This window comes from Streptomyces sp. B21-105, assembly GCF_036898465.1.
Classification (GTDB): Bacteria; Actinomycetota; Actinomycetes; order Streptomycetales; family Streptomycetaceae; genus Streptomyces.
The window spans coordinates 2,345,599-2,372,436 of record NZ_JARUMJ010000001.1; the positions used below are offsets into that span (position 1 = coordinate 2,345,599).

General features: G+C 73.4%; 27 protein-coding genes. 11 read left to right on the forward strand and 16 right to left on the reverse strand.

Features of this window, described 5'->3' with window-relative positions:
- Positions 1 to 102: 102 nt before the first annotated feature.
- Together QA802_RS10575 and QA802_RS10580 are read right to left on the reverse strand one after the other, a co-directional pair.
- A complete protein-coding gene (locus tag QA802_RS10575; RefSeq protein WP_319170035.1) occupies positions 103 to 1,728 on the reverse strand; it encodes a monocarboxylic acid transporter in 1,626 nt (541 codons plus the stop codon).
- On the reverse strand, positions 1,725 to 2,081 hold the full coding sequence (locus QA802_RS10580) for a DUF485 domain-containing protein (protein WP_334520427.1): 357 nt from the start codon (positions 2,079 to 2,081) through the stop codon (positions 1,725 to 1,727). The genes QA802_RS10575 and QA802_RS10580 overlap by 4 nt, the downstream gene beginning before the upstream one ends.
- 295 nt (positions 2,082 to 2,376) lie before the next feature.
- Between QA802_RS10580 and QA802_RS10585 the strand changes: the two genes are divergently transcribed.
- Together QA802_RS10585 and QA802_RS10590 are read left to right on the forward strand one after the other, a co-directional pair.
- Positions 2,377 to 3,915 (forward strand): S8 family serine peptidase, encoded by a 1,539-nt coding sequence (locus tag QA802_RS10585; RefSeq protein WP_334520430.1) that lies wholly within the window; start codon positions 2,377 to 2,379, stop codon positions 3,913 to 3,915.
- 163 nt (positions 3,916 to 4,078) lie between these two features.
- Entirely contained in the window at positions 4,079 to 5,512 is a 1,434-nt protein-coding gene (locus QA802_RS10590) for a CoA transferase (protein WP_334520432.1), read from the forward strand.
- 13 nt (positions 5,513 to 5,525) lie between these two features.
- Here the strand turns inward: QA802_RS10590 and QA802_RS10595 are convergent, their stop codons facing one another.
- The 3 genes from QA802_RS10595 to QA802_RS10605 form a co-directional block, all read right to left on the reverse strand.
- Positions 5,526 to 6,206, reverse strand: a complete 681-nt coding sequence (locus tag QA802_RS10595) for a lysoplasmalogenase (RefSeq protein WP_334520434.1) — start codon at positions 6,204 to 6,206, stop codon at positions 5,526 to 5,528.
- Positions 6,203 to 7,156: a sterol desaturase family protein gene (locus tag QA802_RS10600; RefSeq protein WP_334520437.1), complete on the reverse strand. Its 954-nt coding sequence runs from the start codon at positions 7,154 to 7,156 to the stop codon at positions 6,203 to 6,205. Before QA802_RS10600 ends, QA802_RS10595 begins: the two co-directional genes overlap by 4 nt.
- Before the next feature lie 132 nt (positions 7,157 to 7,288).
- The gene (locus QA802_RS10605) at positions 7,289 to 7,999 is read right to left on the reverse strand and encodes a VIT1/CCC1 transporter family protein (protein WP_334520440.1); all 711 of its coding nucleotides are present in this window, start codon (positions 7,997 to 7,999) and stop codon (positions 7,289 to 7,291) included.
- Positions 8,000 to 8,371: 372 nt separating this feature from the next.
- On the opposite strand from QA802_RS10605, the gene QA802_RS10610 reads away from it, so the two are divergent.
- From QA802_RS10610 to QA802_RS10630, 5 genes are all read left to right on the forward strand, one after another.
- A complete protein-coding gene (locus tag QA802_RS10610; RefSeq protein ID WP_334520443.1) occupies positions 8,372 to 9,370 on the forward strand; it encodes a DEDDh family exonuclease in 999 nt (332 codons plus the stop codon).
- 104 nt (positions 9,371 to 9,474) lie between these two features.
- Positions 9,475 to 9,708, forward strand: coding sequence for a metallothionein (locus QA802_RS10615; protein ID WP_319170027.1), 234 nt, complete (start codon positions 9,475 to 9,477; stop codon positions 9,706 to 9,708).
- A 95-nt stretch (positions 9,709 to 9,803) separates the two neighbouring features.
- On the forward strand, positions 9,804 to 10,595 hold the full coding sequence (locus QA802_RS10620; protein ID WP_334520446.1) for an SURF1 family cytochrome oxidase biogenesis protein: 792 nt from the start codon (positions 9,804 to 9,806) through the stop codon (positions 10,593 to 10,595).
- 360 nt (positions 10,596 to 10,955) lie between these two features.
- Positions 10,956 to 12,743 carry a glycoside hydrolase family 15 protein gene (locus QA802_RS10625; RefSeq protein WP_334520449.1) on the forward strand — a complete coding sequence of 596 codons (1,788 nt, stop codon included), beginning with the start codon at positions 10,956 to 10,958 and terminating at the stop codon, positions 12,741 to 12,743.
- A 5-nt stretch (positions 12,744 to 12,748) separates the two neighbouring features.
- Positions 12,749 to 13,504 (forward strand): SDR family oxidoreductase, encoded by a 756-nt coding sequence (locus tag QA802_RS10630; protein WP_334520451.1) that lies wholly within the window; start codon positions 12,749 to 12,751, stop codon positions 13,502 to 13,504.
- A 444-nt stretch (positions 13,505 to 13,948) separates the two neighbouring features.
- On the opposite strand, the gene amaP is transcribed toward QA802_RS10630, so the two are convergent.
- The 5 genes from amaP to QA802_RS10655 all read right to left on the reverse strand — a co-directional run bounded on the left by amaP (position 13,949) and on the right by QA802_RS10655 (position 16,372).
- Positions 13,949 to 14,527: an alkaline shock response membrane anchor protein AmaP gene (gene amaP / locus QA802_RS10635; protein ID WP_334520454.1), complete on the reverse strand. Its 579-nt coding sequence runs from the start codon at positions 14,525 to 14,527 to the stop codon at positions 13,949 to 13,951.
- Positions 14,528 to 14,532: 5 nt separating this feature from the next.
- Positions 14,533 to 15,171: a DUF6286 domain-containing protein gene (locus QA802_RS10640; protein WP_334520457.1), complete on the reverse strand. Its 639-nt coding sequence runs from the start codon at positions 15,169 to 15,171 to the stop codon at positions 14,533 to 14,535.
- Complete coding sequence (locus QA802_RS10645) at positions 15,168 to 15,599, reverse strand: Asp23/Gls24 family envelope stress response protein (RefSeq protein ID WP_443042087.1); 432 nt, start codon at positions 15,597 to 15,599, stop codon at positions 15,168 to 15,170. The genes QA802_RS10640 and QA802_RS10645 overlap by 4 nt, the downstream gene beginning before the upstream one ends.
- On the reverse strand, positions 15,596 to 15,781 hold the full coding sequence (locus QA802_RS10650) for a hypothetical protein (protein WP_334520463.1): 186 nt from the start codon (positions 15,779 to 15,781) through the stop codon (positions 15,596 to 15,598). Before QA802_RS10650 ends, QA802_RS10645 begins: the two co-directional genes overlap by 4 nt.
- Positions 15,782 to 15,889: 108 nt before the next feature.
- Positions 15,890 to 16,372, reverse strand: coding sequence for an Asp23/Gls24 family envelope stress response protein (locus QA802_RS10655; RefSeq protein ID WP_334520466.1), 483 nt, complete (start codon positions 16,370 to 16,372; stop codon positions 15,890 to 15,892).
- Positions 16,373 to 16,475: 103 nt separating this feature from the next.
- Here QA802_RS10655 and QA802_RS10660 point away from each other — a divergent pair, with 103 nt between their 5' ends.
- Positions 16,476 to 17,375: a nucleopolyhedrovirus P10 family protein gene (locus QA802_RS10660; protein ID WP_334520469.1), complete on the forward strand. Its 900-nt coding sequence runs from the start codon at positions 16,476 to 16,478 to the stop codon at positions 17,373 to 17,375.
- A 185-nt stretch (positions 17,376 to 17,560) separates the two neighbouring features.
- On the opposite strand, the gene QA802_RS10665 is transcribed toward QA802_RS10660, so the two are convergent.
- The 3 genes from QA802_RS10665 to abc-f all read right to left on the reverse strand — a co-directional run bounded on the left by QA802_RS10665 (position 17,561) and on the right by abc-f (position 20,710).
- A complete protein-coding gene (locus tag QA802_RS10665) occupies positions 17,561 to 18,364 on the reverse strand; it encodes an enoyl-CoA hydratase/isomerase family protein (protein WP_334520472.1) in 804 nt (267 codons plus the stop codon).
- Positions 18,365 to 18,515: 151 nt separating this feature from the next.
- The gene (locus QA802_RS10670; RefSeq protein ID WP_004002281.1) at positions 18,516 to 18,737 is read right to left on the reverse strand and encodes a helix-turn-helix domain-containing protein; all 222 of its coding nucleotides are present in this window, start codon (positions 18,735 to 18,737) and stop codon (positions 18,516 to 18,518) included.
- A gap of 374 nt (positions 18,738 to 19,111) precedes the next feature.
- On the reverse strand, positions 19,112 to 20,710 hold the full coding sequence (gene abc-f, locus QA802_RS10675; protein ID WP_334520475.1) for a ribosomal protection-like ABC-F family protein: 1,599 nt from the start codon (positions 20,708 to 20,710) through the stop codon (positions 19,112 to 19,114).
- A 293-nt stretch (positions 20,711 to 21,003) separates the two neighbouring features.
- Between abc-f and QA802_RS10680 the strand changes: the two genes are divergently transcribed.
- On the forward strand, positions 21,004 to 21,417 hold the full coding sequence (locus QA802_RS10680; protein ID WP_334520478.1) for a VOC family protein: 414 nt from the start codon (positions 21,004 to 21,006) through the stop codon (positions 21,415 to 21,417).
- Positions 21,418 to 21,476: 59 nt separating this feature from the next.
- Here QA802_RS10680 and QA802_RS10685 read toward each other — a convergent pair whose 3' ends face one another.
- The 3 genes from QA802_RS10685 to QA802_RS10695 all read right to left on the reverse strand — a co-directional run bounded on the left by QA802_RS10685 (position 21,477) and on the right by QA802_RS10695 (position 25,103).
- Positions 21,477 to 22,919 (reverse strand): hypothetical protein, encoded by a 1,443-nt coding sequence (locus QA802_RS10685; protein ID WP_334520481.1) that lies wholly within the window; start codon positions 22,917 to 22,919, stop codon positions 21,477 to 21,479.
- 249 nt (positions 22,920 to 23,168) lie between these two features.
- Entirely contained in the window at positions 23,169 to 24,323 is a 1,155-nt protein-coding gene (locus QA802_RS10690; protein ID WP_334520483.1) for an alpha/beta hydrolase, read from the reverse strand.
- Positions 24,324 to 24,404: 81 nt separating this feature from the next.
- A complete protein-coding gene (locus QA802_RS10695) occupies positions 24,405 to 25,103 on the reverse strand; it encodes a class II aldolase/adducin family protein (RefSeq protein WP_334520486.1) in 699 nt (232 codons plus the stop codon).
- A gap of 164 nt (positions 25,104 to 25,267) precedes the next feature.
- Between QA802_RS10695 and QA802_RS10700 the strand changes: the two genes are divergently transcribed.
- Positions 25,268 to 26,530, forward strand: a complete 1,263-nt coding sequence (locus tag QA802_RS10700) for an inorganic phosphate transporter (RefSeq protein ID WP_334520489.1) — start codon at positions 25,268 to 25,270, stop codon at positions 26,528 to 26,530.
- Between the two features lie 34 nt (positions 26,531 to 26,564).
- Positions 26,565 to 26,786, forward strand: coding sequence for a hypothetical protein (locus QA802_RS10705; RefSeq protein ID WP_319170005.1), 222 nt, complete (start codon positions 26,565 to 26,567; stop codon positions 26,784 to 26,786).
- Positions 26,787 to 26,838: the final 52 nt, after the last annotated feature.

A 26,838-nucleotide genomic window follows, 5' to 3' on the forward strand; every position in this document is an offset into this window, starting at 1 on the left:
TGACGCCGCCGACAGCGAAAGGGCCCGATCCCACGACGTGGGACGCGGCCGCGTCGTAGCTCCCTACGACGCGGCCGCGGGCGGTGCGGGGCGGACGGCCGCTCAGTGGGCCCCGGTGCCGGTCAGCGAGCGGACCTCCAGCTCGGCGTACTTGGCCTCGTCGGCCTTCTCCTTCGACAGGAGGGTGCCGACGATGCCCAGCAGGAAGCCGACCGGGATGGAGATGAGGCCGGGGTTCTCCAGGGGGAACCAGTGGAAGTCGACGTCGGGGAACATGGAGCTGGGCTTGCCCGAGACGACCGGCGAGAACAGCACCAGGCCGACCGCGGTGACCAGACCGCCGTAGATCGACCACAGGGCTCCGGACGTGGTGAACCGCTTCCAGAAGAGGCTGTAGAGGATCGTCGGGAGGTTGGCGGAGGCGGCGACCGCGAAGGCGAGGGCGACCAGGCCGGCGACGTTCAGGTCGCGGGCGAGGGCGCCGAGCAGGATGGAGACCGCGCCGATGCCGACGGTGGCGTAGCGGGCCGCGTTGAGCTCCTGCTTCTCGGAGGCCTGCCCCTTCTTGATGACGTTGGCGTAGATGTCGTGGGCGAAGGACGACGACGACGCCAGGGTGAGGCCGGCGACGACCGCGAGGATCGTGGCGAAGGCGACGGCCGAGATGGTGGCCAGCAGGATGGCGCCCCAGTTGGAGTCGACACCGCCCAGATGCAGCGCGAGGAGCGGGGCGGCCGTGTTGCCGGCCTTGTTGGAGGCGATGATCTCGTCCGGCTTGATGAGAGCGGCCGCGCCGAAGCCGAGGGCGAGGGTCATCAGGTAGAAGGCGCCGATGAGGCCGATGGCCCACAGGACCGACTTACGGGCGGCCTTGGCGGTGGGCACCGTGTAGAAGCGGATCAGGATGTGCGGCAGGCCGGCGGTGCCCAGGACGAGGGCGATGCCGAGCGAGATGAAGTCCAGCTTGGTGGTGCCGCTGGCGCCGTACTTGAGGCCCGGCTCCAGGAAGGCCGCGCCCTTGCCGCTGTTGTCGGCGGCCGAGCCCAGCAGGTCGGAGACGTTGAAGTCGAACTTGAGCAGCACCAGGAAGGTGAGCAGCAGGGCGCCGGCGATGAGCAGGACGGCCTTGACCATCTGCACCCAGGTGGTGCCCTTCATACCGCCGATGGTGACGTAGACGATCATCAGCACGCCCACCAGGGCGACGATGCCGATCTTGCCGGCGTCGCTGGTGATGCCCAGCAGGAGCGAGACCAGGACGCCCGCGCCCGCCATCTGGGCGAGCAGGTAGAAGATCGACACCACGATGGTGGAGGTGCCGGCGGCGGTGCGGACGGGACGCTGGCGCATGCGGTACGCAAGAACGTCGCCCATGGTGTAGCGGCCGGAGTTGCGCAGCGGCTCCGCCACCAGGAGGAGTGCGACCAGCCAGGCCACCAGGAAGCCGATGGAGTACAGGAAGCCGTCGTAGCCGAAGAGGGCGATGGCGCCCGCGATGCCCAGGAACGACGCGGCGGACATGTAGTCGCCGGACACGGCGAGGCCGTTCTGGAATCCGGTGAACTGGCGGCCGCCGGCGTAGAAGTCGGCGGCGTCCTTGGTCTGGCGGCCGGCCCAGACGGTGATGACGAGGGTCGCGGCGACGAACACCGAGAACAGGACGATGATCAGTGTGCGGTGCTCACTGGCCTCGCCCGCGGCGAGCAGGGTCTGCTGTGCGGGGCTCATTCTCCGCTCTCCATCCGGGACTTGATCGCGTCGGCCTTGGGGTCGAACTTGGCGGCGGCGGTCCGCGCGTACCACCAGGCGATGAGGAACGTGGTGAGGAACTGGGCGAGGCCGAGGGTCATGGCCACGTTGAAGTTGCCGAAGACCTTGGTGCCCATGAAGTCGCCCGCGTAGTTGGAGAGCAGGACGTACAGCAGGTACCAGGCGATGAAGGCGAAGGTCAGCGGGAAGGCGAAGCCGCGGTAGGCGCCGCGCAGTTCACCGAACTCCGCGCTCTCCTGCACCGCGACGAACTCCTCGCTGGTGGGGAGCCGGCTGGGGGTCTTCGAGGGGGGCGGTGTCTCGGTGGCCACGGAGTCTCCTCGCATTGCGGACGGCTGGTCGGACGGGGCTCGATCGTGCACGGGCTCCCTGACCAAGGGCACGGCGGCGCGCTAGGGGCGGTTCAACTCGATCGGGTACTTGTCGACCGGGGTTGTGTCGTGTCCGTGCGGGCAGGGGCGGTGGCCTTGTTCGGAAGTCGTCGCCCCAGGTCGTTGCTGGCCGGTGAGTCAGTTGGATAGCTTCGGCTCAGCACCACCCGTCATGTACCTGCCGAGCAGGATCGTGCTCGGCAGGTCCCCTTTTTCCGGATGATGTGGAGACCCCATGGCTCATCTGCCTTCCAGACGCCGCCTCGCACTCGCGGTGCCCGTCGTGCTGTCGCTGACCGCCTCCCTCGGCTTCCTGCCGACGGCGGCCGCGGCTCCCGCCACGACGTCCGGCACGACGTCCGCCACCCGGGCGACCGACGCGCCGAGCCTGGCGTACGTCGTCAACACGAGGGCGGACCAGCGCACGATCGGGTCGGTGAAGAAGGCGATCGCCTCGGTCGGCGGCACCGTCGTCGCGTCCTACGAGAAGATCGGCGTGCTCGTCGTCCACTCGGCGAACCCCGACTTCGGTCCGCGGATACGCGCGGTGCGGGGTGTGCAGTCGGCCGGCGCCACCCGCACGACCCCGCTGAGCGCCGCCGGGACCACCGACGAGGGCGCGGTGCAGGTCCTGTCGAAGGCGGAGGCCGCGAAGGTCGCGAAGGCGTCCGGCACGGCCGGTCAGAGCGAGCCGCTCGAGGCGGACCAGTGGGACCTGCGCGCGATAGGCGCCGACAAGGCCGCCAAGATCAACCCGGGCAGCAAGAGGGTGACGGTCGCGGTGATCGACACCGGCGTCGACGACACCCACCCGGACCTCACCGCGAACTTCTCCGCATCCCAGTCGGCGAACTGCGTCGGCGGCGTCGCGGACACCGGCGCGGGCGCCTGGCGTCCGTACACCGCGGAGGACTACCACGGCACCCATGTCGCCGGTGAGATCGCGGCCGCCCGCAACGGTGTCGGGGTCGCCGGCGTCGCACCGGGCGTCAAGGTCGCGAGCATCAAGGTGAGCGACCCCAAGGACGGCCTCTTCTACCCGGAGAACGTCGTCTGCGCGTTCGTGTTCGCCGCCGACCACGGCGTCGAGGTCACGAACAACAGCTACTACGTCGACCCGTGGCTGTACAACTGCATGGACGACCCGGACCAGAAGGCCATCGTCGACGCGGTCAACAGGGCCCAGCTGTACGCCCAGAAGAGGGGCACGCTCAATGTGGCCTCGGCGGGCAACTCCAACCACGACCTCGACTCCGACGCCATCGTGGACGAGTCCAGCCCCGACGACGGCACGCCGGCGACGCGCACGATCGACCCGCACGAGTGCTTCGACGTCCCGACCCAGCTGCCGGGTGTCGTCACCGTGAGCGCCACCGGCGTCAAGGGCACCAAGTCGTACTACTCGACCTACGGTCTGGGCGCGATCGACGTGGCGGCCCCGGGGGGCGACAAGTACCAGATCCCGGACACGCCGTCGGCCAACGGGCGCATCCTGTCGACGCTGCCGAACAACACGTACGGCTATCTGCAGGGCACCTCGATGGCGTCACCGCACGTGGCCGGCGTGGCCGCGCTGCTGAAGTCGACCCACCCGTACGCGAGCCCCGCCCAGTTGCAGGCGCTGCTCAAGCTCCAGGCCGACAGCACGGCGTGCCCGACCGAGCCGTACGACGGTGACGGCAACGGCGTCGTGGACGCGACGTGCGTGGGCGGAAAGCGGTACAACGCCTTCTTCGGCCACGGCGTCGTGAACGCGCTGCGCGCCGTGAAGTAGTCGCTCCGCCGCCATCACCGTGGCACACGAGGCGAGTTCGAGGGCCGGGCGGTCATCCGCCCGGCCCTCTCCTGTGCGGCGACGCGGGCTCGGCGGACGGGTGGACGTGGCGGGCGAGGCGTGGCCGCATATGTTGATTGAATCAATAATGCATGATGCAGTCATGACTGACATCAAGTTCGCATGGTCGGAACTGGGCGGCGATCCCGCTCTTCTCACGCGCGTGTCGACGGTCGTCCGGGAAGGCACTCTGCCGTCGCGTCTTCCGGTCCGGCAGCTGGCGCGCGCCTGTGTGGGCGCGTGCGCCCTGGCCGCGGCCGAGCTGGGGGCACGGCGGGCCGGCCTGCGGGAGACGCCGGGGGTGCGGGTGGACGACGGCGCGGTGGCCGCCGCGTTCGTCAGTGAACGGCAGACTCTGGTCGACGGACGGGCACCGGTGGTCTTCGCCCCGCTGTCCCGGTTCTGGCGGGCCTCCGACGGCTGGGTGCGCACCCACGCCAACTACCCGCACCACCGCGAGCGCCTGCTGCGCGCGCTCGGCCTGCCCGCGGACGCCGACAGCGCGGACTCCCGGCCCGCAGCCGTCGAGGCCGTCCTCGCCGCACGCCGCGCGCTGGACGTGGAGGAGGCGGTGTACGCGGCCGGCGGCCTCGCCGTCGCGCTGCGCACGCCGCAGCAGTGGGCGGCGCACGAGCAGGCCGCCGCGATCGCCTCCCGGCCCCTGGTCGAGCGGGCCAGGCTGGACGGGGCACGCGTGCGTGCGTTCGCACCGATGGACGGCGGCCCCCTGCTGCCGGCCGCCGGAGTGCGCGTCCTGGATCTGACCCGGGTGCTAGCCGGGCCGGTCGCCACCCGCACCCTGGCCCTGCTGGGCGCGGACGTCCTGCGCGTGGACGCGCCCGGCCTGCCCGAGCTGCCGGACCAGCACGCCGACACGGGCTTCGGCAAGCGCTCGGCCCTGCTGGACCTGGCCGCCGACCGACGGGCCCTCGATGAGCTGCTCGCGACGGCGGACGTCGTCGTCACCGGCTACCGGCCGGGCGCGCTGGACCGGTTCGGGCTCTCCCCCGAGGCGCTGGCCGAACGCCGGCCCGGAGTGGTCGTCGCACAGGTGTCGGCGTGGGGGGCGTACGGGCCCTGGGGCGGCCGACGGGGCTTCGACAGCCTGGTGCAGGCGGCCACCGGCATCGCGGCCGCCGAGGGCACGGCCGGGCAGCCCGGAGCGCTGCCCGCGCAGGCCCTGGACCACGGGACGGGCTACCTGCTGGCAGCAGGCGTGCTCCGTGCGCTGACCGAGCAGTCGGCCGACGGCGGCACCCGCCTCGTCCGGCTGGCGCTGGCCCGGACGGCGGCATGGCTGACGGAGGGCGCCCGGACCGGGGACGCCACCGCAGACGCCCGGACCGGCGCGGAAGGAGAACCGGACGTGCGGCGGACCGGGGACGACCGTCTCGACCTGACGCCCTGGCTCGCGCGCACCGACAGCCCTCTCGGGCGACTGCGGTACGCCCTCCCGCCGGTGCGCTTCGACGACGGGCCGACCGACTGGGCGCGCCCGCCGGGCCGCTGGGGAGCCGATCCGGTCCGCTGGCGATGAACGGCAGGGCCCGTCATTCGGTGCTTGCGACCACCTGCCGGCCGGCGACCTGTTCCTGCGCCGGGCGTCGCTCTCCCAGGCAGCCGCGGACCAGCAGGAACTGCGCGGCGAGGTAGGTGAGCATGATCCACAGGTCGGGGCGCGGCGGCTGCGGCCAGTCCGCCACGCCGGTGGCGATGAGCGTGTCGGAGAGCAGGAAGAGCGCGCCCCCGGCACCGGCGACGGGGCCGAGCCGGGCGGTGGCGGTGTAGGCCGTGGCCGTGAGCAGGGTGCTGTATACGGCGACGGGAAGCCGCAGGTCCGCGGGCAGATCGGGCCGGAGCAGGACGACCGTGGTGATCAGCGCGACGACGTAGCAGGGAGCGAGGAGCAGGGCGCCCGCGCGGGACCGGCCGATGCGGAGGAACAGCACGAGGTAGCAGAGGTGCCCGGCGGCGAAGGACGCCATGCCGGCGAGGAAGGCGGCGTCGGCGTCGAACAGCAGCAGCGTGTCGCCGCCCCAGCCGCACAGCAGGGCGGCCACGAGAAGCCGGGGCGCGCCGCGCAGGGCCGCCCAGGCGGCGAGGAGGGGCATCAGGAGCGGCTTGGCGACGGCGTGTCCGGGATCGAAGCCGGCGGCGAGGCCGAGCAGGTCGACGGCGGCGGCGAGCGCGAACAGGCCGAGCAGGGCCGACGGGACGCGGGAAGGGATCACGCGGCCGTGCTCTCCCCGACCGGGGCGGCCGGCGGCGCCGGCACCGTCGGAACAGGCTGCGTCGGGTCGGGCGGGGTCCGGTCGGTCGGGGTCGGCTCGGACGAGGTCGGCCCGGAGGGGCCCGCCGGCTGCCAGCCCGGGCCGCCGAAGACCCGTCCCGCCCGTTCGCGCCAGCCCGTCGCCGCCTTGACGTCCTTGGCGATCGCCACGTACTCGTGGGTGGCCACCTTGATCGGGTTGAACGTGTTGATGTTCTTGGTCAACCCGTACACGGGTCGTTCGGTCTCGGGCACGAACGAACCGAAGAGTCGGTCCCAGAGGATGAGGATGCCGCCGAAGTTACGGTCCAGGTAGCCGCCCTGGGAGGCGTGGTGGACGCGGTGGTGGGACGGCGTGTTGAACACGAACTCGAACCACCGGGGCATCCGGTCGATCCGCTCGGTGTGGATCCAGAACTGATAGACGAGATTGGCCGAGGAGCAGAAGGCGAGCGCGGCGGGGTGAACGCCGGCGGCGACGAGCGGAACGTAGAAGGGCCAGACGGTCAGCGTCGTCCAGGGCTGGCGCAGGGCGGTGGTGAGGTTGAACTTCTCGCTGGAGTGGTGGACCACGTGGCAGGCCCACAGGACCCGGATGACGTGGTGGCCGCGGTGGGACCAGTAGTAGAAGAAGTCCTGCGCCAGCAGCATCAGCGGGAGCGTCCACCACAGGACGGGCACGCGCAGCGGCGTGAGTTCGTAGATCGCGGTGTGGATCGCGACGATCGGGATCTTCCAGAGGAAGTCGAAGGCGAGGCTCCCGAGCCCCATGCCGACGCTGGTCACGGCATCCTTCGTCTCGTACCCGGCCGCGTCCTCGTCGGGATGGACGCGGACGCTGATGATCTCGATCACGGTGAGCAGCACGAAGGCGGGTATCGACCACAGCACGACATCGGGCAGGTTCGGCATGCAGGCACCGTAGAACCGCTGGTGGGCTGCGGCTAGACGGTGTTACCGACAAGTATTTCCAGGGGTATGCGCTTGCTTGTTGGCGACCCCCGCCAACCCGCGGCGGCGGACCCGCGCGACTTCACGCCGCCTTCACGGCCCCGTCGCCCCCAGAAGGGAACCGGCCACGTACGTCACGCCCATCGCCAGGGCTCCGCCGGTCACGTTGCGCAGCACCGCCGGCCCCGGGGCCGCGGCGCCGAGCCGGGCGCCGGACCAGCCCGTGGCGGTCAGGGCGGCAAGGACGGACACGACGGTCACGGGGAGACGCCAGTCGGCCGGGGGCAGCACGACGGCCAGGAGCGGCAGCAGGGCGCCCGCCGTGAAGGCGAGGAAGCTCGCCCAGGCCGCATGCCAGGGATCGGTGAGGTCGTCGGGGTCGATGCCGAGCTCCACGCGCGCGTGCGCCCGCAGGGCGTCCCGTTCCGTGAGCTGGACGGCCGCCTCCCTGGCCACGTCCCGGGACAGGCCCCGCTCCTCCAGAAGTTCCGTCAGCTCCTCCAGTTCGGCCTCGGGCTGCTCGCGCAGCTCCCGCCGCTCCAGCGCGAGCGCGGCCTTCTCGGAGTCCCGCTGCGTCGACACGGAGACGTATTCGCCCGCCGCCATGGACATCGACCCGGCCAGCAGCCCGGCGAGGCCGGCCGTCAGCAGCGCCGAGCGGTGGTCCGTCGCGCCGGCCACGCCGACGACGAGACCCGCGGTGGAGACGATGCCGTCGTTGGCGCCGAGGACCGCGGCGCGCAGCCAGTTGAGCCGGGATCCGAGCGAGCCGTCGTGGGCCTCGGCGTGGGTGGGTTCTGTCACAGGACGGAGGATGACACCTCCAAGGGCGCAGGCCGCGTTGCGACGCCTGCCCACGCGCGAGCTGACGGGGCGCGGGAGGCACGCCGGGAGTGCGGACGGGAGGCCGGACGAGCGGACGAACAGGCGGATGACGGGCGGACGGGCAGGCGGATGACGGACGACGGACGGACGGGAGGCGGACCAGGGAGCCGGGAAGCGGAACGGCTCCGTGCGCGGCCGGAGTTGCGCCGGAGTTGCGCCGTCGTCGGCCGGTCGCCGTGCGCACGCGTGCGTGCGCACCGCGAACTGCCGTGCGGCCCGGACGACTTCCCGCGCCCGTGCCGCGGGGCGGGGGCGGCGGGGTGTCGGTGGGGGCCCGTATCCTCAGTGACCATGCTCGAAGACCACACGACGGCAGCGTCGTCACCCACGGAGTGGCCGACCGCGTATCCCCGGGGATACGCGGTCGTTGACGTGGAGACCACCGGCCTGGCGCGGGACGACCGGATCATCTCCGCGGCCGTCTACCGGCTGGACGCGCGCGGTGAGGTCCAGGACCACTGGTACACGTTGGTCAACCCGCAGCGCGACCCGGGCCCGGTGTGGATACACGGTCTGACGAGCGACGTCCTGGAGGGTGCGCCCCTCTTCCACGAGGTGGCGGAGGAGTTCGCCGCCCGGCTCGACGGCCGGGTGCTCGTCGCGCACAACGCGGTCTTCGACTGGCAGATGATCGCGCGGGAGTACGCGCGCGCGGAGCGCGAGGCGCCGGTGCGGCAGCGGCTGTGCACCATCGCGCTGTCCAAGGAGTTGGGGCTGCCGCTGCCCAACCACAAGCTGGAGTCGCTCGCGGCCCACTTCGGCGTCGTGCAGCAGCGGGCGCACCACGCGCTGGACGACGCACGTGTGCTGGCGGAGGCGTTCCGGCCGAGCCTGCGGGCCGCGGCGGCGGGCGGCGTCCGGCTGCCGCTGCTCGAGTGCCGCCCGCTGACGGAGTGGGCCGACCGTCCGGCGGCCCTGATCGGCCGGCAGGCGGGCGGTCCCGGCGGCTACGGCACCTACCGGCCCAGCAGTTGGCGGCCGTCCCGCAAGAGGCCGGCGTGCCCGCACCCGAACCCCGGGCGGTACGAGGACGGCAAAAGGCTCAAACAGGGCATGCGGGTCGCGTTCTCGGGAGACACCTCGGTCGAGCGCGAGCTCCTGGAGGACCGTGCCGCCGAGGCGGGACTGCATGTCGCCACGAGCCTGTCCCGGCTGACCAGCCTGCTGGTCACCAACGACCCCGACTCGGGCACGTCGAAGGTGGTCAAGGCCCGGCAGTTCGGCACGCCCGTGGTGGACGAGGCCGCGTTCGGGCAGCTCCTGCGGGATGTGGAGCCCGCCGACGAGTGACCCGCGCGAACCCGCCCGCGGCGACCGGTGCGTACGGGTGATTGCCGCGCGACTCGCCCGCCGCCCGCTCGCCCGCGCGGGGACGACGGCTCACCCTGTGGCGCATGGCGAGATGCGAAGTTTGCGGCAATGACTACGGAATGACCTTCGAGGTGCACGCGCAGGGCGCGATCCACGTCTTCGACTGCTTCTCCTGTGCGATCCATCGCATGGCCCCCATCTGCGAGCACTGCCGGGTGCAGATCATCGGCCAGGGCGTCGAGGTGGAGGGTCACTGGTACTGCGGCGCGCACTGCGCCCGCGCGGAGGGCCGGGTGGGGATCGTCGACAAGGTGTGAGCCCGCCCCGGGCGGCAGGTCGTAGCCGGCCCCGCCGAGGACGTCCCGCGGCACCCGGCCGCATGCGCCCCACGACCGAGTTGTACGGTCGTGGGGTGTACCGCTTCCTGTTGTCCCGGCAGTGGGTGATCCTCACGCTGGTCTCCCTCCTCCTCATCCCCACGATGATCAGGCTGGGCTTCTGGCAGATGCACCGCTACGAGGAGCGCACCGCGCGCAACCAGCTCGTCTCCGACGCGCTGTCCGCCGACGCGGTGCCCGTCGAGAAGCTGACCTCCGTCGGCCACACCGTCACCCGCGGCGAGCGGTACCACAACGTGAGCGCCACCGGCGTCTTCGACACCGGGCACGAGGTCGTCGTCCGGCGGCGGGTGAACTCCGACGACACGGTCGGCTTCCACGTCCTCACCCCGCTCGTCCTCACGGACGGCAAGGTGCTGCTGGTCAACCGGGGCTGGATCCCCGCGGACGGCCCGAGCCAGACCGTCTTCCCCGAGATCCCCGCGCCGCCCGCCGGCAGGGTCACGGTCACCGGGCGGCTGATGCCGGACGAGACGACCGCGGCGAGCGGCATCAAGGACCTCAAGGGACTGCCGGACCGGCAGGTCATGCTGATCAACAGCGAGCAGGAGTCCCGGCGGCTCGGCGCGCGGGTGCTCGGCGGCTACATCGCGCTCACGACGCCCGCGCCCAAGGGCGACAGCCCCGAGCTGCTGGGCCGGCCCGGCAGCGAGGACGCGGCGCTGAACTTCGCGTACACCATCCAGTGGTGGCTGTTCGCCGCGGGCGTCCCCGTCGGCTGGCTGATCCTGGTCCGCCGCGAGGCCCGCGAGCGGGCCGCGGCGGCCGCCCGGGAGACGGAGCCGGCCGAGCCGGCGACGGTGTAACGCCCCCGCGGCCCCGGCGATCCCCCATCCCGTCCCGCCGTCCCTCCCCGCCCCTCCCCACCCCGTCCCGTCCGCCGCGCGGCTCCGAACCTCTGGGCGGCGTCGGCCGGCGACTCCCGGTCGGGGGGCGGGCACGGCGGCCTCGTCGGCCGCCGCCCACCACGTCCAGGTGCAGGTGCAGGTGCAGGTGCAGGCAAGGTCGTCTTCGCCGTGGCCACGCTGATCGGACTGTGGGCGCCGCACCGGGCGCCGTCGGACCGGGGCGTCGTCTTCTCGTCGACGGCCGCCCCCGCGCACCCGACGTCACTCCCCCGGCCGCACCCCTGATTGCCTCCCCGGTTCGCCGGGAAACCGCAAGGCGTGCACCCCCGCATCGAGGACTACGCCCTCATCGGCGACGAACAGACCGCCGCCCTGGTCGGCATGGACGGTTCCGTCGACTGGCTCTGCCTGCCCCGCTTCGACTCCGGAGCCTGCTTCGCCCGCCTCCTCGGCGGCGAGGAGAACGGCCACTGGCGCATCGCCCCGCGGGGCGTGACGGGCGCCTGCACCCGGCGCCGCTACCGGCCCGACACGCTCGTCCTGGACACCGAGTGGGAGACCGACGACGGCGCGGTCCGGGTCACCGACCTGATGCCGCAGCGCGATCAGGCCCCCGACGTGGTGCGCGTCGTCGAAGGGCTGCGCGGCCGGGTCACCGTCCGCAGCACGCTGCGGCTGCGCTTCGACTACGGCTGGGTCGTGCCGTGGATGCGCCGCGCCGACGGGCATCACGTGGCGGTCGCGGGACCCGACGCGGTCTGGTTCCGCAGCGAACCGGGCGTGCACACCTGGGGCGAGGACTTCACCACGCACTCCGAGTTCACCCTCGCCGAGGGCGAGTCGGTCGCCTTCGTACTGACCTGGCACCCCTCGCACGAGTCCCGCCCGCCGCTCGTCGACCCGTACGAGGCGCTCGCCGCCAGCGTGGACGACTGGCGGCGATGGGCCGCCCGCTGCCGATACACCGGCCCCCACCGGGACGCCGTCGTCCGCTCCCTGATCACCCTCGAGGCCCTCACCTTCCAGCCGACCGGCGGCATCGTGGCCGCGCTCACCACCTCCCTGCCCGAGGCGCTGGGCGGCGTCCGCAACTGGGACTACCGCTTCTGCTGGCTGCGCGACTCCACCCTCACCCTCGGCGCCCTCCTCGCCGCCGGGTACGAGGAGGAGGCCGAGGCGTGGCGCAACTGGCTGCTGCGCGCCGTCGCGGGCGACCCGGCGGACCTGCAGATCATGTACGGGCTGTCCGGCGAGCGGCGGCTGCCCGAGTGCGAGCTGCCCTGGCTCTCCGGCTACGAGGGCTGCACGCCCGTGCGCGTCGGCAACGGCGCCGTGCAGCAGCTCCAGCTGGACGTCTACGGCGAGGTGATGGACTCCCTGTCGCTGGCCCGGACCTCGGGCATGTCGCCGCGGCCGCACACGTGGTCCCTGCAGTGCGCGCTGATGAACTGGCTCGGCGACAACTGGCGGCAGCCGGACGAGGGGCTGTGGGAGGTGCGCGGCGGCCGGCGGCAGTTCGTGCACTCCAAGGTCATGGTGTGGGTCGCCGCCGACCGGGCCGTCCGCGCGCTGGAGGCGTACCCGAAGCTCAGCGGCGACCTGACCGGCTGGCGGGCCCTGCGCGACGAGGTGCACCGCGAGGTGTGCGAGAAGGGCTACGACCCGCGCCGCAACACGTTCACCCAGTCCTACGGCTCGGCCGACCTGGACGCCGCCCTGCTGCTCATCCCACGCGTCGGCTTCCTGCCGCCGGACGACCCGCGCGTCGTCGGCACCGTCGACGCGGTCCGTGCGGAGCTCGGGCACGACGGCCTGCTGCGCCGCTACAGCACCGAGGGCAGGGCCGTCGACGGGCTGCCGGGCGACGAGGGCGCTTTCCTGGCCTGCTCGTTCTGGCTCGCCGACGCCCTGCACATGATCGGCCGCACGGAGGAGGCCCGGGAGCTGTTCGAACGGCTGGTGGGCCTGGCCAACGACGTGGGGCTGCTGGCGGAGGAGTACGACCCGGTGGCCGGCCGACACCTCGGCAACTTCCCGCAGGCGTTCAGTCACATCGGCCTGGTGAACACCGCCCTCGCCCTGTTCGAAGGCGAGGAGGCAGGATAGACGCCATGGATCTTGGACTGAAGGACCGGGTGTACGTCGTCACCGGGAGCACGCGCGGACTCGGCAAGGCCGCCGCGCGCGAGCTCGTCGCGGACGGCGCGAAGGTCGTCCTCACCGGTCGGGACGAGAAGCGCGTCGCGGACGCCGCGGCCGAGCTGGGGCCGAACGCCGTCGGGGTCGCCGTGGACAACGCCGACCCCGGCGCTGCTGCCCGGCTGATCGGAGCGGCGCGGGACGCCTTCGGCGGATTCGACGGGGTGCTGGTGAGCGTGGGCGGCCCGCCGCCCGGGTTCGTCGCCGACAACACGGACGAGCAGTGGCAGAGCGCCTTCGAGTCGGTGTTCCTCGGGGCGGTCCGGCTGGCCCGGGCGGCGGCCGCCGAGCTGGAGGCGGGCGGGGTCATCGGGTTCGTGCTGTCGGGCTCGGTGCACGAGCCGATCCCCGGGCTGACCATCTCCAACGGCCTGCGGCCCGGGCTGGCCGGGTTCGCCAAGTCGCTCGCCGACGAGCTGGGGCCGCGCGGCATCCGGGTGGTGGGCCTGCTGCCGGCGCGCATCGACACCGACCGGGTGCGGGAGCTGGACGGCCTGTCGGCCGACCCCGAGGCGACCCGGGCAGCGAACGAGTCCCGGATCCCGCTGCGGCGCTACGGCCTTCCGGAGGAGTTCGGGCGGACGGCCGCGTTCCTGCTGTCGCCGGCCGCCTCTTACCTGACCGGCCTCATGCTGCCCGTCGACGGCGGCATGCGCCACGGTTTCTGACAGCGGAACGCGCCACGGGGCCGCCGGCAGGACCCGGCGCGGAGGCCGACGCCGGGACGCGGCGCGGGAACCGACGACAGAACGCGGCAGACGACAGTACCCGGCACGGGGCCAAGGGGCGGGACGAGGAGCGGGAGGTCGAGCCGGGCCCGGCGCGGGATCGACGCCGGGACGCGCGGGGGGCCGAGGGCGGGACGCGGCACGGGAACCCGACGGCAGGACGCGGCACGGGATCGACGGCAGGACGCGGCGCGGGGGGCCGAGGGCGGGACGCGGCACAGGATCCGACGGCAGGACGCGGCGCGGGATCGACGCCGGGACGAGGCGCGGGGGCCGAGGGCGGAACGCCACGCGAGGGCCGACGCCGGGACGCCGCGCGGGGACCGACGGGGACAGCGGCGCGGAGGGGCTTCGGGCTGGTCGTCCGTTGGGCGGGCAGTGCGGTCAGCTGACCCTCTCCGACTTGTGGTGGGCCGTCGTCAGGCGGACCTCGGCCGGCAGCGCCCGCAGTGCCGCCGAGTCCCGCGCGTGGGCCAGCGCGTGGTCGCTGAGGTCGCCCAGGACCGTCACCGGCTCCGCGTGCGGCTCCAGCAGCAGACGCGCCCGTGCCTCGGGGGCCTCGCTCCGCCCGGTCAGCCGGACGTGCGCCCGGGCGACGCCGTCCAGCCGGGCCGCCTCGCCCGACAGCACCCCTTCCAGGGCATGGCCCCGCAGCAGCGCTCCCGCGCCGTCCCCGGTGTCGACGAGGACCTCGGCGAGCCGGCGGCGGCGCAGGACCGCGCTCAGCCACCACAGCGCGAGCAGGACGAGGAGGGCCAGGACGGCGATCACCGTCGGCCACCACCACGCCTCGCCGCGCCAGCGGGTGCGATCGGCGACGCTGAGGAGCGTGTCGTGCGGGCCGTCGTGCAGCCACCAGGACGGCGGGGGCGAGCCGAGCCCCACGGCCAGCACCGCGCCGCCGACGGCGAGCAGCACCAGTCCGACGAGGCCGACGAGCACACGGTTGACGGTCCCGGACATCGCCCTCAGCCCTTCTTTCCGGTGGCGCGGCGCACATGGACGGAGAGCGTGAGCGGCCGGACCAGTCCCAGGCCGCGGACCGCGTCGCCGAGGACGGAGTCCAGGTCGGCGCGGACGTCGTCCAGATCCCGGAAGTGGGAGACGACGAACACGTCGGCCTTGCGGCGGCCGGCGCGCGCCCGCGCCGACCGCACGCCCGCGACCTCCATGGCCCGGTCGCGCAGCACCAGGGCGGCGGCGGCGCGGTGGAGGCCGGCTCGTACGTCGGGGCGGGGCCGGCGCATCGGCAGCATCTGCCGAACGCCCGGCGTGACGGCCAGGACGACCAGCCACAGGCCGAGAGCGGCCGCGATCCCGGCGCCGACGAGCACCCATGTGTCGTCGAGGGGTCGCTCGGCGAGCCGCCGGGCGAGTCCGCGCCGCCAGGCCATGGCGGGCCGGTGGGCGCGGACGGCGATCACGTCGTAGAGGAACACGCCCGCGACCGCCGCCAGCAGGACCGCGACGACGCCGGCGGGGACGCGGCGCGCCGACCAGAACCGGTGGTCGGCGCGGCCGCCGTCGGACCGGCCGGGCGGGGCCTCGTCCGGGGACTTGTCCAGAATGGTCGCCGTGCCGTTCTGCAAGTCTCCGGGCTCACTCATCGCGTCCTCCCGTGTGCCGCGCCGGGGTCCGGCGCCAGGTGGAGCCGTTCGACCTGGACGGCGACCTCCGGAACCGTCATTCCCGCCAACGCGCCCACCCGCTCGGTGACATGCCGACGCACGGCGCGACAGCGGGCGCCTAGGTCGGCCGGGTAGCCGAGTTCGAGCTGCACGTGGATGTGCGCGGCGTCGACGGGGCCTTCCCCGCCCGAGGCCGGGTGCGCGTGCGGGCGTACGACGACGGTGGCGTGCGGGCGGCCGACGCCCTGCGGCAGCGAACCCACCGCCTCGCGCGCGGCCTGCGCGGCGATCTTCGCCACGACCCGGTCGGCGACGCGGGTCGCGCCGCGTACGCCCTGGGGGACGCCGGCGGCCCGGCGTACGCCGAACGCGCCGTCGGCGTCGCCTCCCCCGCTCACCGGGCTCACCGGCGCCGGTCGTCGCGGGTGCGGAAGAAGTCGCCGAGCTCCAGGTCCCCCTCCAGGAGCCTGCCGACGACGAACCCGACGGCGCCCAGCGCCGCCACCAGCAGAAAGGCCCCGAATCCGCCGAAGTATCCGGCGAAGCCCAGCGCCATACCGGCGATCATGCCGACCACGGCCATGCTCAAGGTGCGCTCCCCTCGGCGGTCCGGTCACCCGGCCGTCTGCGTCTCATCTTCGTGTCGTCTTCGTCGTCCGCGCCGTTCGCGTCATCCGCGTCTCACTGGATCCGCGTTTCACTGGATCCGGGGCTCCGGCTCCTCGTCCTCCTCGTCGGGCAGTTTGACGTCGCTCACCGCGATGTTGACCTCGACGACCTCCAGGCCCGTCATTCGCTCCACCGCCGCGATCACGTTCTCCCGCACGGCCTGGGCGACATCGGCGATGGCCACGCCGTAGTCGACGACGATCTCGAGGTCGAGGGCCGTCTGCACCTCGCCGACCTCGGCCTTGACGCCCCGGGAGACCGACTTCGAGCCGCCGGGCACCCGGTCGCGCACGGCGCCGAAGGTACGGCTGATGCCGCTGCCCATGGCGTGCACGCCGAGGACGTCCCGGGCCGCGAGGCCGGCGATCTTCTCCACCACCCCGTCGGCGATGGTGGTCCGCCCTCGGGTCGCCGGGGCCCCGCCGCCGCGCCTTGCCGCCTTGCGGGTCTGCAGCGGCTCGCCCTCGCCGTCTGGGGTATGCGTACGGATCTGCTCCGTTGACTCGCTCATCGCCGTACGTCCTTACGTCCGATTCGTAGCGTTTCGTCATCCCTTCTGACCACGGTAAGCGCGGTTGCCCGACCTCGCCCCGGGGATGCGGCAGGCTGGAGCAATGACGGCGGACGGATGGACGGGCGCGGTACGGCACCGGCTGGGCCTCGGCAGACTGCTTCCCCTCGGCGGCCCGCGGGACGGCGCGTGGCTCACCGAGGCGGCCGCGGAGGCGGTGCTGCGACGGGCGGTGCGGGATGTCGCGGGTGTGCGGCTGGGAGTGCTGCGGCTGGGGCTCGCCGATCCGGACGGGCCGTTCGAGCCCGCCGTGCCGGCTCCGCCGAGTGCGCTGCCGCCGGGGCCGCTGCGGGTGAGCGCGGAGTGCGCGGCGTCGGCCTCCGAGCCGCTGCCGACGACGACGGCACGGTTGCGGAGCACCCTGGCGACGGCTGCCGCGCAGCGGCTCGGGCTGGTGGTGTCGGAGATCGACCTGCGAGTGACGGAACTGCTCGGCGCAGAGCCGCACCCTGGGCCGGACATGGCGGCGGACGCCGCGTCGGGTACGGATGCGCATGCCGGGCCGGCCATGGAGGCGGACGCCGGGCCGGGCCTGGGGACCGGCGCGGACGCGGGCGCACGGCTCGGGGCGGAGCAGCGCACGGACGCGGGCGCGCGGTGGAGGGCGGGGGCGGGGGCCGAGCCCGGCCGGCCGGCCCGGGCGGGTGGCCCGGCGCCTGCGGTGCCGGGCGGGGCCGTGGCGACGGGCGACGAGGCCCTCGCGGCCGCGGCGGCCCTGGCGGTGCCGGGGGTGACCGGCACGAGCGGCGTTCTCGGACGGGCGGTCCGTCTCGAGGAGCGCCAGGACACGACGGCGGCGCTGCCGCACCGCCACGCCCAGCTGGAGATCACGGCGGCGGCGACCCACCGCACGCTGGACGTGGTGCTCGCGGTCCGCACCGCCGTGTCGGCGGCCCTGCCGGACCGTCCGACGGTCACCGTGCTGGTGACGGCGGTCGACTGATCGACCGTGAACGGCAACGTTCGGCCGGCGCCCCCGCCCCGCAGCGCCGGCCGGACGGGCGCGGGCGCACGGGTCACGGGGAACGCCGGACGGCGGCCTCAGGCCTCAGGCCCCAGACGTCAGGCGTCAGGCGTCAGGCGTCAGGCGTCAGGCGTCAGGCGTCAGGCGTCAGGCGTCAGCCGGGGTCACTCCCCCAGGCCGGCCATGTCGCGCAGACGGCGGGCCTGGGCGGCGCGTTCGGCGGCTCGCTGGTCGTCGTACGTGCGGCCGCCCGCGCCGCGCAGCAGCGCCTTGGTCTCGATGACGGCCTCGCGGGGCGCGGCGAGAATCGCCGTGGCCAGTTCACCGACCGTGGCGTCGAGGTCCTGCACGGGAACGGCGATGTTGGCGAGGCCGGTGCTCACCGCCTCCTCGGCGTGCACGAAGCGGCCGGTCAGGCAGATCTCGACCGCGCGGCCGTAGCCGACGAGGGAGACAAGGGGGTGCGTGCCCGTCAGGTCGGGCACAAGGCCGAGGCTGGTCTCACGCATGGCGAACTGCACATCGTCGGCGACGACGCGCAGGTCACAGGCGAGGGCCAGCTGGAAGCCCGCTCCAATGGCGTGGCCCTGGACGGCGGCGATGGACACGACGTCGTTGCGCCGCCACCAGGTGAAGCCCTCCTGGAAGCCGGCGATGGCGGCGTCGAGTTCGGCGTCGTCACCGCGTGCGAGATCGATGAAGGACGGCTCGCCCTCGATCCCCTCGGGGGTGAACATCTGCCGGTCGAGCCCCGCGGAGAAGGACTTGCCCTCGCCGCGCAGCACGACCACGCGGACGGAGCCCGGCACCAGTCGCCCGGCCTCCGCGAGCGCCCGCCACATGGCGGGGCTCTGCGCGTTGCGCTTGGCCGGGTTGGCCAGCGTCACCGTGGCGAGCGTGTCGTCGACGGTGAGCCGTACGCCGTCCTTGTCGAGCAGGGGAACGAGTTCCTGGTCGGGCGTGGCCATGGGGCGCCTCCGGTGGGTGCGGTCAGCTAGCGGTCAGCTAAGTGACTGCACAGTAACCACCCGGCCGGTCTCAGGTCCCCCCGGGCCCCTCACAGGGCTCGGGAGGATGCCGACCGGATGGTCACCGTCGGAGCCGATGGGCCGCCCCCGGTCAGGACGAGGCGGCCTTCTTGCCTCGAGTCGCCCCGCCACGCCCACGGAGCGTGACGCCCGACTCGCTGAGCATCCGGTGCACGAAGCCATACGAGCGGCCGGTCTCCTCGGCCAGCGCCCGGATGCTCGCACCGGAGTCGTACTTCTTCTTCAGGTCTGCCGCGAGCTTGTCGCGCGCGGCGCCGGTTACCCGGCTGCCCTTCTTCAGAGTCTCGGCCACCCGTGCCTCCTCATGGGAAGTGCGCTCTGGTCTCCTCATGATCACCCCTCAGCGGCCCGATGGCCACCCATTCGGCAAGGTCCGTGCGAGAGGCTTTTGACGACGGGAGCGCGCACCCACAAACGGAATCTGTTATTCCAGCCGATGACGTTCGTGCGGCCGAACGGGTTGCTCCGCGAAAGGGCAGGTCAGAGACGCGCGACGGCCGACCCCTCGTCGACGGAGGGATCGGCCGTGAAATGGATGTAGGACACACCTCGATACGAGGAGATCTCACACAGATGATGGATCACCGGTAGGCCGAATGATCCAGACGGATGATCCACCGGGCGGGGGCACCCCGTCGGCCCGGTCTGCTCACCGTCGGCCGTCGGTCAGGCCAGGGCGACCAGGTCCGCGTAGTCGGCGCCCCACAGGTCCTCGACGCCGTCGGGCAGCAGGATGATCCGCTCGGGCTGCAGCGCCTCCACCGCGCCCTCGTCGTGGGTGACGAGGACGACCGCGCCCTTGTAGGTGCGCAGCGCGCCGAGGATCTCCTCGCGGCTGGCCGGGTCGAGGTTGTTGGTGGGCTCGTCGAGCAGCAGCACGTTGGCGGAGGAGACCACCAGGGTGGCGAGGGCCAGCCGGGTCTTCTCGCCGCCGGAGAGGACGCCGGCGGGCTTGTCGACGTCGTCGCCGGAGAACAGGAACGAGCCGAGCGTCTTGCGGACCTCGACCAGATCCAGGTCGGGAGCGGCGGACCGCATGTTCTCCAGGACCGTGCGCTCCGGGTCGAGCGTCTCGTGCTCCTGCGCGTAGTAGCCGAGCTTGAGACCGTGACCGGCGACGACCTCACCCGTGTCGGGCTGCTCGGCGCCGCCCAGCAGCCGCAGCAGGGTGGTCTTGCCGGCGCCGTTCAGGCCGAGGATGACGACGCGCGAGCCCTTGTCGATGGCCAGGTCGACGTCGGTGAAGATCTCCAGCGAGCCGTAGGACTTCGACAGGCCCTCGGCCATCAGCGGCGTCTTGCCGCAAGGGGCGGGCTCGGGGAAGCGGAGCTTGGCGACCTTGTCGGAGACGCGGACGGCCTCCAGGCCGGAGAGCAACTTGTCGGCACGGCGTGCCATGTTCTGCGCGGCGACCGTCTTGGTGGCCTTGGCGCGCATCTTGTCGGCCTGCGAGTGCAGCGCGGCGGCCTTCTTCTCGGCGTTCTGCCGCTCCCGCTTGCGACGCTTCTCGTCGGACTCGCGCTGCTGCTGGTAGAGCCGCCAGCCCATGTTGTAGACGTCGATCTGGGAGCGGTTGGCGTCCAGGTAGAACACCTTGTTGACGACCGTCTCGACCAGGTCGACGTCGTGGCTGATGACGATGAAGCCGCCGCGGTAGGTCTTGAGGTAGTCGCGCAGCCAGACGATCGAGTCGGCGTCGAGGTGGTTGGTCGGCTCGTCGAGCAGCAGCGTGTCGGCGTCCGAGAAGAGGATGCGGGCCAGCTCCACGCGTCGGCGCTGACCGCCGGAGAGCGTGTGCAGGGGCTGGCCGAGCACCCGGTCGGGCAGGTTGAGCGCGGCGGCGATGGTGGCGGCCTCGGCCTCGGCGGCGTATCCGCCCTTGGTGAGGAACTCCGTCTCCTGGCGCTCGTACTGGCGCATCGCCTTGTCGCGGGTGGCGCCCGAGCCGCTGGCGATCCGCTGCTCGTTCTCGCGCATCTTGCGGATCAGGACGTCGAGACCGCGCGCGGAGAGGATGCGGTCGCGGGCGAGGACGTCAAGGTCTCCGGTGCGGGGGTCCTGCGGGAGGTAGCCGACCTCTCCGGAGCGGGTGACGGTGCCGCCCGCCGGGATGCCCTCGCCGGCCAGGACCTTGGTCAGCGTCGTCTTGCCGGCGCCGTTGCGCCCGACCAGACCGATGCGGTCGCCCTTGGCCACACGGAAGGAGGCGTTCTCGATGAGGATGCGGGCGCCGGCGCGCAGCTCGATGCCGGAGGCGGAGATCACGGACAGACTCCAGTGCGGGGTCGTTGGCGGGATGGGCGGCTGAGGACGTTCCCGCCGTCTAATGCGCGAGGAGAATGGCCATGAGGCCATTCTAACGGGACCGTGCAAGCACTTTTTCTGCGTTCAGGTGTTCGATCTCTGTCGAGGCACGCGCGCGGGCGTCGTCGCGGGGCATGTCGCGCGCGTCGTGGCGGGGCGTCGTCACGGGGGCGTTGTCGGTGGTGGGTGCCAGACTGGGCGGCACGGCACGCATCCGGTACGGGTCACACACGGGTCACAAGGGAGTGATCGGCATGGCAGGCACGAACGGCGGACGCCCGAGCGTCTTCCCGTCGGTGTTGTACGCCGACGCGAAGGCCGCGATCCGGCAGCTCACGGAGGCCCTGGGCTTCACCGAACTGTCCGTGTACGAGGGGGAGGACGGCTCGGTCCTGCACGCCGAGCTGGTGCAGGGCAACGGCGCGGTGATGCTCGGCTCGAAGGGCCACGGCGGTGTCTTCGACACGGCGATGAAGGGGGCGGGCCCGGCCGGCGTGTACGTCGTGGTGGACGACGTGGACGCACACCACCGGCGGGCCGCGGAGCACGGCGCGGAGATCCTCATGCCCCCGACCGACCAGGACTACGGCTCGCGTGACTACATGGCCCGTGACCTCGAGGGCAACATCTGGAGCTTCGGCACGTACGCGCCCGAGACCCAGGGCTGAGCGCCGGCGGCCGGCCGGCCGGCCCGCGGCCGGCCGGCCCGCGGTCGGTCGACCGGCGGTCAGTTGCCGCCGGTGTGCACCTGGAAGGCGGCCCGGCGGACCGCCTTGGCCAACGCCGGATCCGGGTGCGCGGCGGCCAGCGCCACCAGCACCTGCACGGTGCGCGGGTGCCCGACGGCCCGCACCTCGGTCAGCAGGGCGGGCACGGTCGGCTGCAGCGCGGACTCCAGGTGGCGTACCAGCATGGGCGCTTCGCCGTGGTCGGCGACGGCGGCGGCGGTGTCGACCCACAGCCAGGTGGCCTCCTCCCGGGTGAGCACCTCGTGGGCGTCCTCCGGGTCGACGCCGTCGTGCTCGGCGAGCCACAGCAGGGCGTACGGCCGCAGGGTCGGCTCCTCGGCGACCGCTCGGACGTCCGGCTCGGCGGGGGCGCCGACCACGCGCAGCGCCTCGAAGGCGAGTCCGCGCAGCAGGGCGTCGTCGCCGCGGGCGGCGAGCAGCAGTTCGTTGACGGCACTGCCGACGGTCCGGGCGGCGAGCCAGGCGCGGTACTCGGCGCGGGCCGCGTTCGGCCGGAGCTGGGCGCAGCCGCGGAGCATGCCCTCGGCCGACTGCTCGATGTTGCCGGCGGGGCTCTGCGCGGCGACGCAGATCTGCTCCAGCTTGACCCAGACCGCCCAGCTGCCCAGCGGAGTCAGGGTGGCCTGCCCGCCGCCGCAGGTGAGCGCTCCCACCGAGGCGAGTGCGTGCAGGGCCCAGTCGAGGAGGGGGGCGAGCTCGGCGTCCGCGGCGTCCGGGGCGGGCTCCGCCGGGTCCGCGTCGACGGGGACCCGGGCGAGCGGGGCCGCGGGGTCGGACCCGGTGCCGTACGGCACTTCGCAGCGCTCGGTGCGCAGTTCGGTGACGCGCTGGCGCAGCAGGTCCAGAAGCTGCTCCACGGGGACGGGCCCGGCGGACAGCTGGAGGAAGGAGAGCACCTGCGGCATCGCCGAGACGACCTCGGCGACGGCGGCGGGCTCCTGCTCCTCGGGTTCCGGGGAGGCGAGCGACCAGGCGTCGAACAGGGCGACCCAGCCGCGCAGGACGGCGCTGTCGTCACGGTCCCAGGCGCGCAGCCGCCAGCCGGGGCGGGCGCTGTCCCCGTGCACCTCCACCAGACCGGCGAGGCGGGCGGTGTCCCAGTCGGCGCGGATCCGATCGATCGTCAGGCCCAGATCCGCGGCGGCCCGTTCGGCGGTCGTCTGGGAGAGGGTGGCCTTGCCGTCGTCCGTCGCGGCGTCGCGGCCGGGGCCGAGGGCGTTGTCGGCCCAGCGCGCGACGCGGGCCGCGGCGGCCAGTCCGGAGCGCGCCATTCTGGCCAGCTCCGCGGGCGCCGGAGTGCCCTGCGGCGGGCGGGGTGCGGGGCGGCGCGGGCGCCGCTCGTTCACAGCTGAGGGGGCGGCGGCCAGGGGTCGCGGGCGGACGAGTCGAAGCCTGGAGTCGCGCGGGATACGGGACGTCACGAGTGCAGTCTTCCGGTTGACGGTCCGAAAACCCAAACGGAATGGCACCGCGGGGCACGGGACCTCCCGGCGCACGGGGTGCCGCGTGGGCCGGGGAGACATCGTCAGGCCGGTGGTACCCGCTTAAACGGAACGGTCGGTCCCGCTCCTGTCGGACCGCTCAGGACCGGGTCGGCGTGCGACGTGGGCGGACCTGGGGAGGACGCGGCGCGGGCCCCGGCGCGGGCCGGCGCGAGGGCCGGGGGCGGGTCACATCAGGGGGGTCAGGAAGCGGCGCAGGGTCTCTTCGTAGGCGGCGGGGTCGGGGTTCCACATGGCGCCGTGCGGGGCGTGCGGGACGGTGTGGAGGCTGACCAGGTCGGGGCGGCGGTCGGCGAGCCGGCGGCTGACGGCCCAGGGGGCGACGGTGTCGCCGGGCCCGTGGAAGACCAGGGTCGGGACCCGCAGCCGCGCCTGACTGCCGTCCGCACCGCCAAGGCCGCCCCTGCCGCCGGCTCCGGGCGAGCCGCCCGCCATGCCGATGCGGCCCTCGGCGGCACGGACGGCGAGCGGCAGCAGGGCGGCGGGCGTGTGCCGGGCGGCGGCGAGTGCGCGCACGGTCGTCCGCCAGTCGAGGACCGGGGAGTCCAGCACGAGTCCCGAGACCAGGTCGCTCAGGCCGGAGTCGGCGGCGGCACGCAGGGCCATGGCGGCGCCCGTGGACCAGCCGAGCAGGACGACGCGCTCGGCGCCGTATCGCACGGCGTACCGCATCGCCGCGTCCAGGTCGCGCCACTCGGTCGCGCCGAGGTGACTCAGGCCGTCCGGGGAACGGGGCGCGCCGAGGTCGCCGCGGTAGGCGAGGGTGAGCACGGGGAGGCGGGCGCCGTGCAGGAAGCCGATGAGGTTGAGGGCGTGCTCCCGGGTGGTCCCCAGACCGTGCACGGCGATCACCCAGGTGCGACGGGCTCCCGGGACGAACCAGGCGGGCAGGTTGCCCAGTTCGCCGGGCACGTCGACGTCGGCGTGGTCGAGGCCGAGGGCGGTGCCGGGGTCGCCGACGTACAGGTTCGGGGTGAGCCGGACCGGGTCGCCGGCGGCCAGGGAGCCGTGGCTGACGCGTTCCAGCCGGCGGACCACGGTGTCGGCGGTGTGCAGGGCGTCGGGCAGGACCGGGCCGACGACGGCGTGGGAGCCGTTGCCACAGAGGCCGTAGGCGCCGGGCCGCAGGGCCGCGAGGTCGCGCGTGAGGGTGACCTGTCCGGCGGCAGTGCTGTGCACGGTGAGCCGGGGTTCGGTGGGCAGGGGCCGGCCGGGTGGCGCCTTCAACGCGGCGTCGCTGGCCAACCGGCCGGCGGCGACACCGACGGCGCCGGCGGCCAGGGCTGCGGTGACGGCGGCGGCCGTCGCTGTGACAGTGCGCACGAGCCCAGTGTCCTGGCCATCGCGCCGACCGGCCAGTGGTGCGGGACGCCCGAGGCGACGCACGCGCGAACCCCACGACCGTCAGCCCGGTTGCCCGTATCCCCGGAGGCGCTCCCCCACCTGGGCGACCTGGTCCTCCGTCAGGAGTGCGGGCGTGCGGCCGGGAACCGAGGATGCGGTCAGCCACAGACGGCACATCCACTCCAGTTGGGCCGTACGGTCGTACGCCTGGTCGAGGCCCGCACCGTGGGTCAGGGTGCCGTGGTTGCGCAGGAGGCAGCCGGACCGTCCCTCGAGGGCCCGGAGGGTGTGCGCGGCCAGCTCCTCGGTGCCGTAGGCGGCGTAGGGCGCGACCCGGACGGGTCCGCCGAGCGCGCTCGCCATGTAGTGGATCAGGGGGAGCTCGTCGACGAGGGTGGAGACGGCGGTGGCGTGCACGGCGTGGGTGTGCACGATCGCCCCGGCGTCGGTGGCCCGGTACACGGCCAGATGCATGGGGAGTTCGCTGCTGGGGGCCAGGGAGCCGAGGGCCTGCCGGCCGGTGAGGTCGACGCCGGTGACGTCGTCCGGGGCGAGCCGGTCGTAGGGCACGCCGGACGGCGTCACGAGCACGGTGTCGCCGACGCGCACCGAGACGTTGCCCGAGGTGCCGACGACCAGCCCGTCGGCGACCGTGCGGCGGGCGGCCGCCACCAGTTCGGCCCAGGCCCGCGCCTCCTCGGGGGACGCCTGCCGCCCCCGCCGCCGGACGTCCGCTCGCTCGCCTCGATGCTCAGCCATGCCGCGATCCTGTCAGTCCCGCGCGGGGGCCGTCGGCACTCCCCGCTCGGGCGACGGCACAGCCGGGTCATCCGGACACCGTGACGCCCGCCACAGTTCATCTTCCGTTCACCCGGGTTGCCTACGGTCAATCAGCCAATGACTTCGAACGATTGCCTGGGTAAATGGAAAACTTCTCGCTGATCCTCGCGATTGTGGTGGTAACCGCACTTGCGTTTGATTTCACGAACGGTTTTCACGACACCGCCAACGCGATGGCCACGACCATCTCGACCGGTGCACTCAAGCCCAAGGTCGCGGTGGCCATGTCCGCCGTGCTGAACCTTGTGGGAGCCTTCCTCTCGGTGGAGGTCGCCAACACGATCTCCAAGGGTCTCGTCGACGAGACCGGCATCCGTCCCGAGGTCATCTTCGCCGCCCTGGTCGGCGCGATCCTCTGGAATCTGCTGACCTGGCTGGTGGGTCTGCCCTCCAGCTCCTCGCACGCCCTGATGGGCGGTCTGATCGGCGCCACCATCGCCTCGGCCGGCATGGGCGCGGTGCACGGCGACGTGCTCGTCACCAAGGTGCTGCTGCCGGCGGTCGCCGCCCCGATCGTCGCGGGCGTCGCGGCGATGCTCGCCACCCGCCTCTCCTACACGCTGGGCCGCAAGGCCGACGGCAAGGCCGCGGACAAGGGTTACCGCGCGGGCCAGATCGCCTCGGCCGGCCTGGTCTCTCTCGCCCACGGCACCAACGACGCCCAGAAGACGATGGGCATCATCACCCTCGCGCTGGTCGCCGGCGGCGCCGTGGCCCCCGACTCCGACCCGCCCACCTGGGTCATCCTCTCGGCCGGTCTGGCCATCGCGCTCGGCACCTACCTCGGCGGCTGGCGCATCATCCGCACGATGGGCAAGGGGCTGACCGACCTCCAGCCGCAGCAGGGCTTCGCCGCCCAGACCAGTGCCGCGACGGTCATCCTGGCCTCGTCCCACCTCGGCTTCTCCCTCTCCACCACGCATTCGGTCTCCGGTGCGGTGATGGGCGCGGGGCTGGGCCGCAAGGGCGGCGTGGTCCGGTGGTCGACCGCGACCCGCATGTTCGTCGCCTGGGGTCTGACGCTCCCGGCCGCCGCCCTGGTGGGCGCGCTCGCCGAATCGGTCACCGGGCTCGGCGACTGGGGCACGGCCGTGGTCGCCGTCTTCCTGATCGCCTCCAGCGCGGCCATCTGGAAGATCTCCCGGCGTGAGGTCGTCGACGCGTCGAACGTCAACGAGACCGAGGAACCGGCCGGAGTGATCACCACGGCCATCGCCATGGTCGCCCCGCCGCCCACGGGCACGCCGGCCGCGGACGTCACGACGGACCTGACGGCCACCATCCCGGCGCCGCCCGCGTCGGCCGCGCCGCCCGCCCCTGCCGCTCCCCCTGCCGCGGCCGTCTGAGCCCGCGCCACCGGAACGAAGGAAGAGAACCGCCATGAAGATCGACTGGGCAGCCCTGGGCTCCGTGTTCGGCGTCAGCCTCGTGGTCACCGTGGGCCTCGTCACCCTGTTCACCCTCGGCGTCATGGGCCTGTCGCGCAGGGAACGCGCGGCGGCCGAGGGCGGCTCGGCCGCCCTCGCGGTGACGGGCGCGTACGCGTGCTTCGCCGCCTGCGCGGCAGCCGTGGCCTACGGCATCTCGCTGATCGTGGTCTGACGCGCCGTCGTCCGACGGGACGTGGGCCGACGGGACGTGGGCCGACGGGACG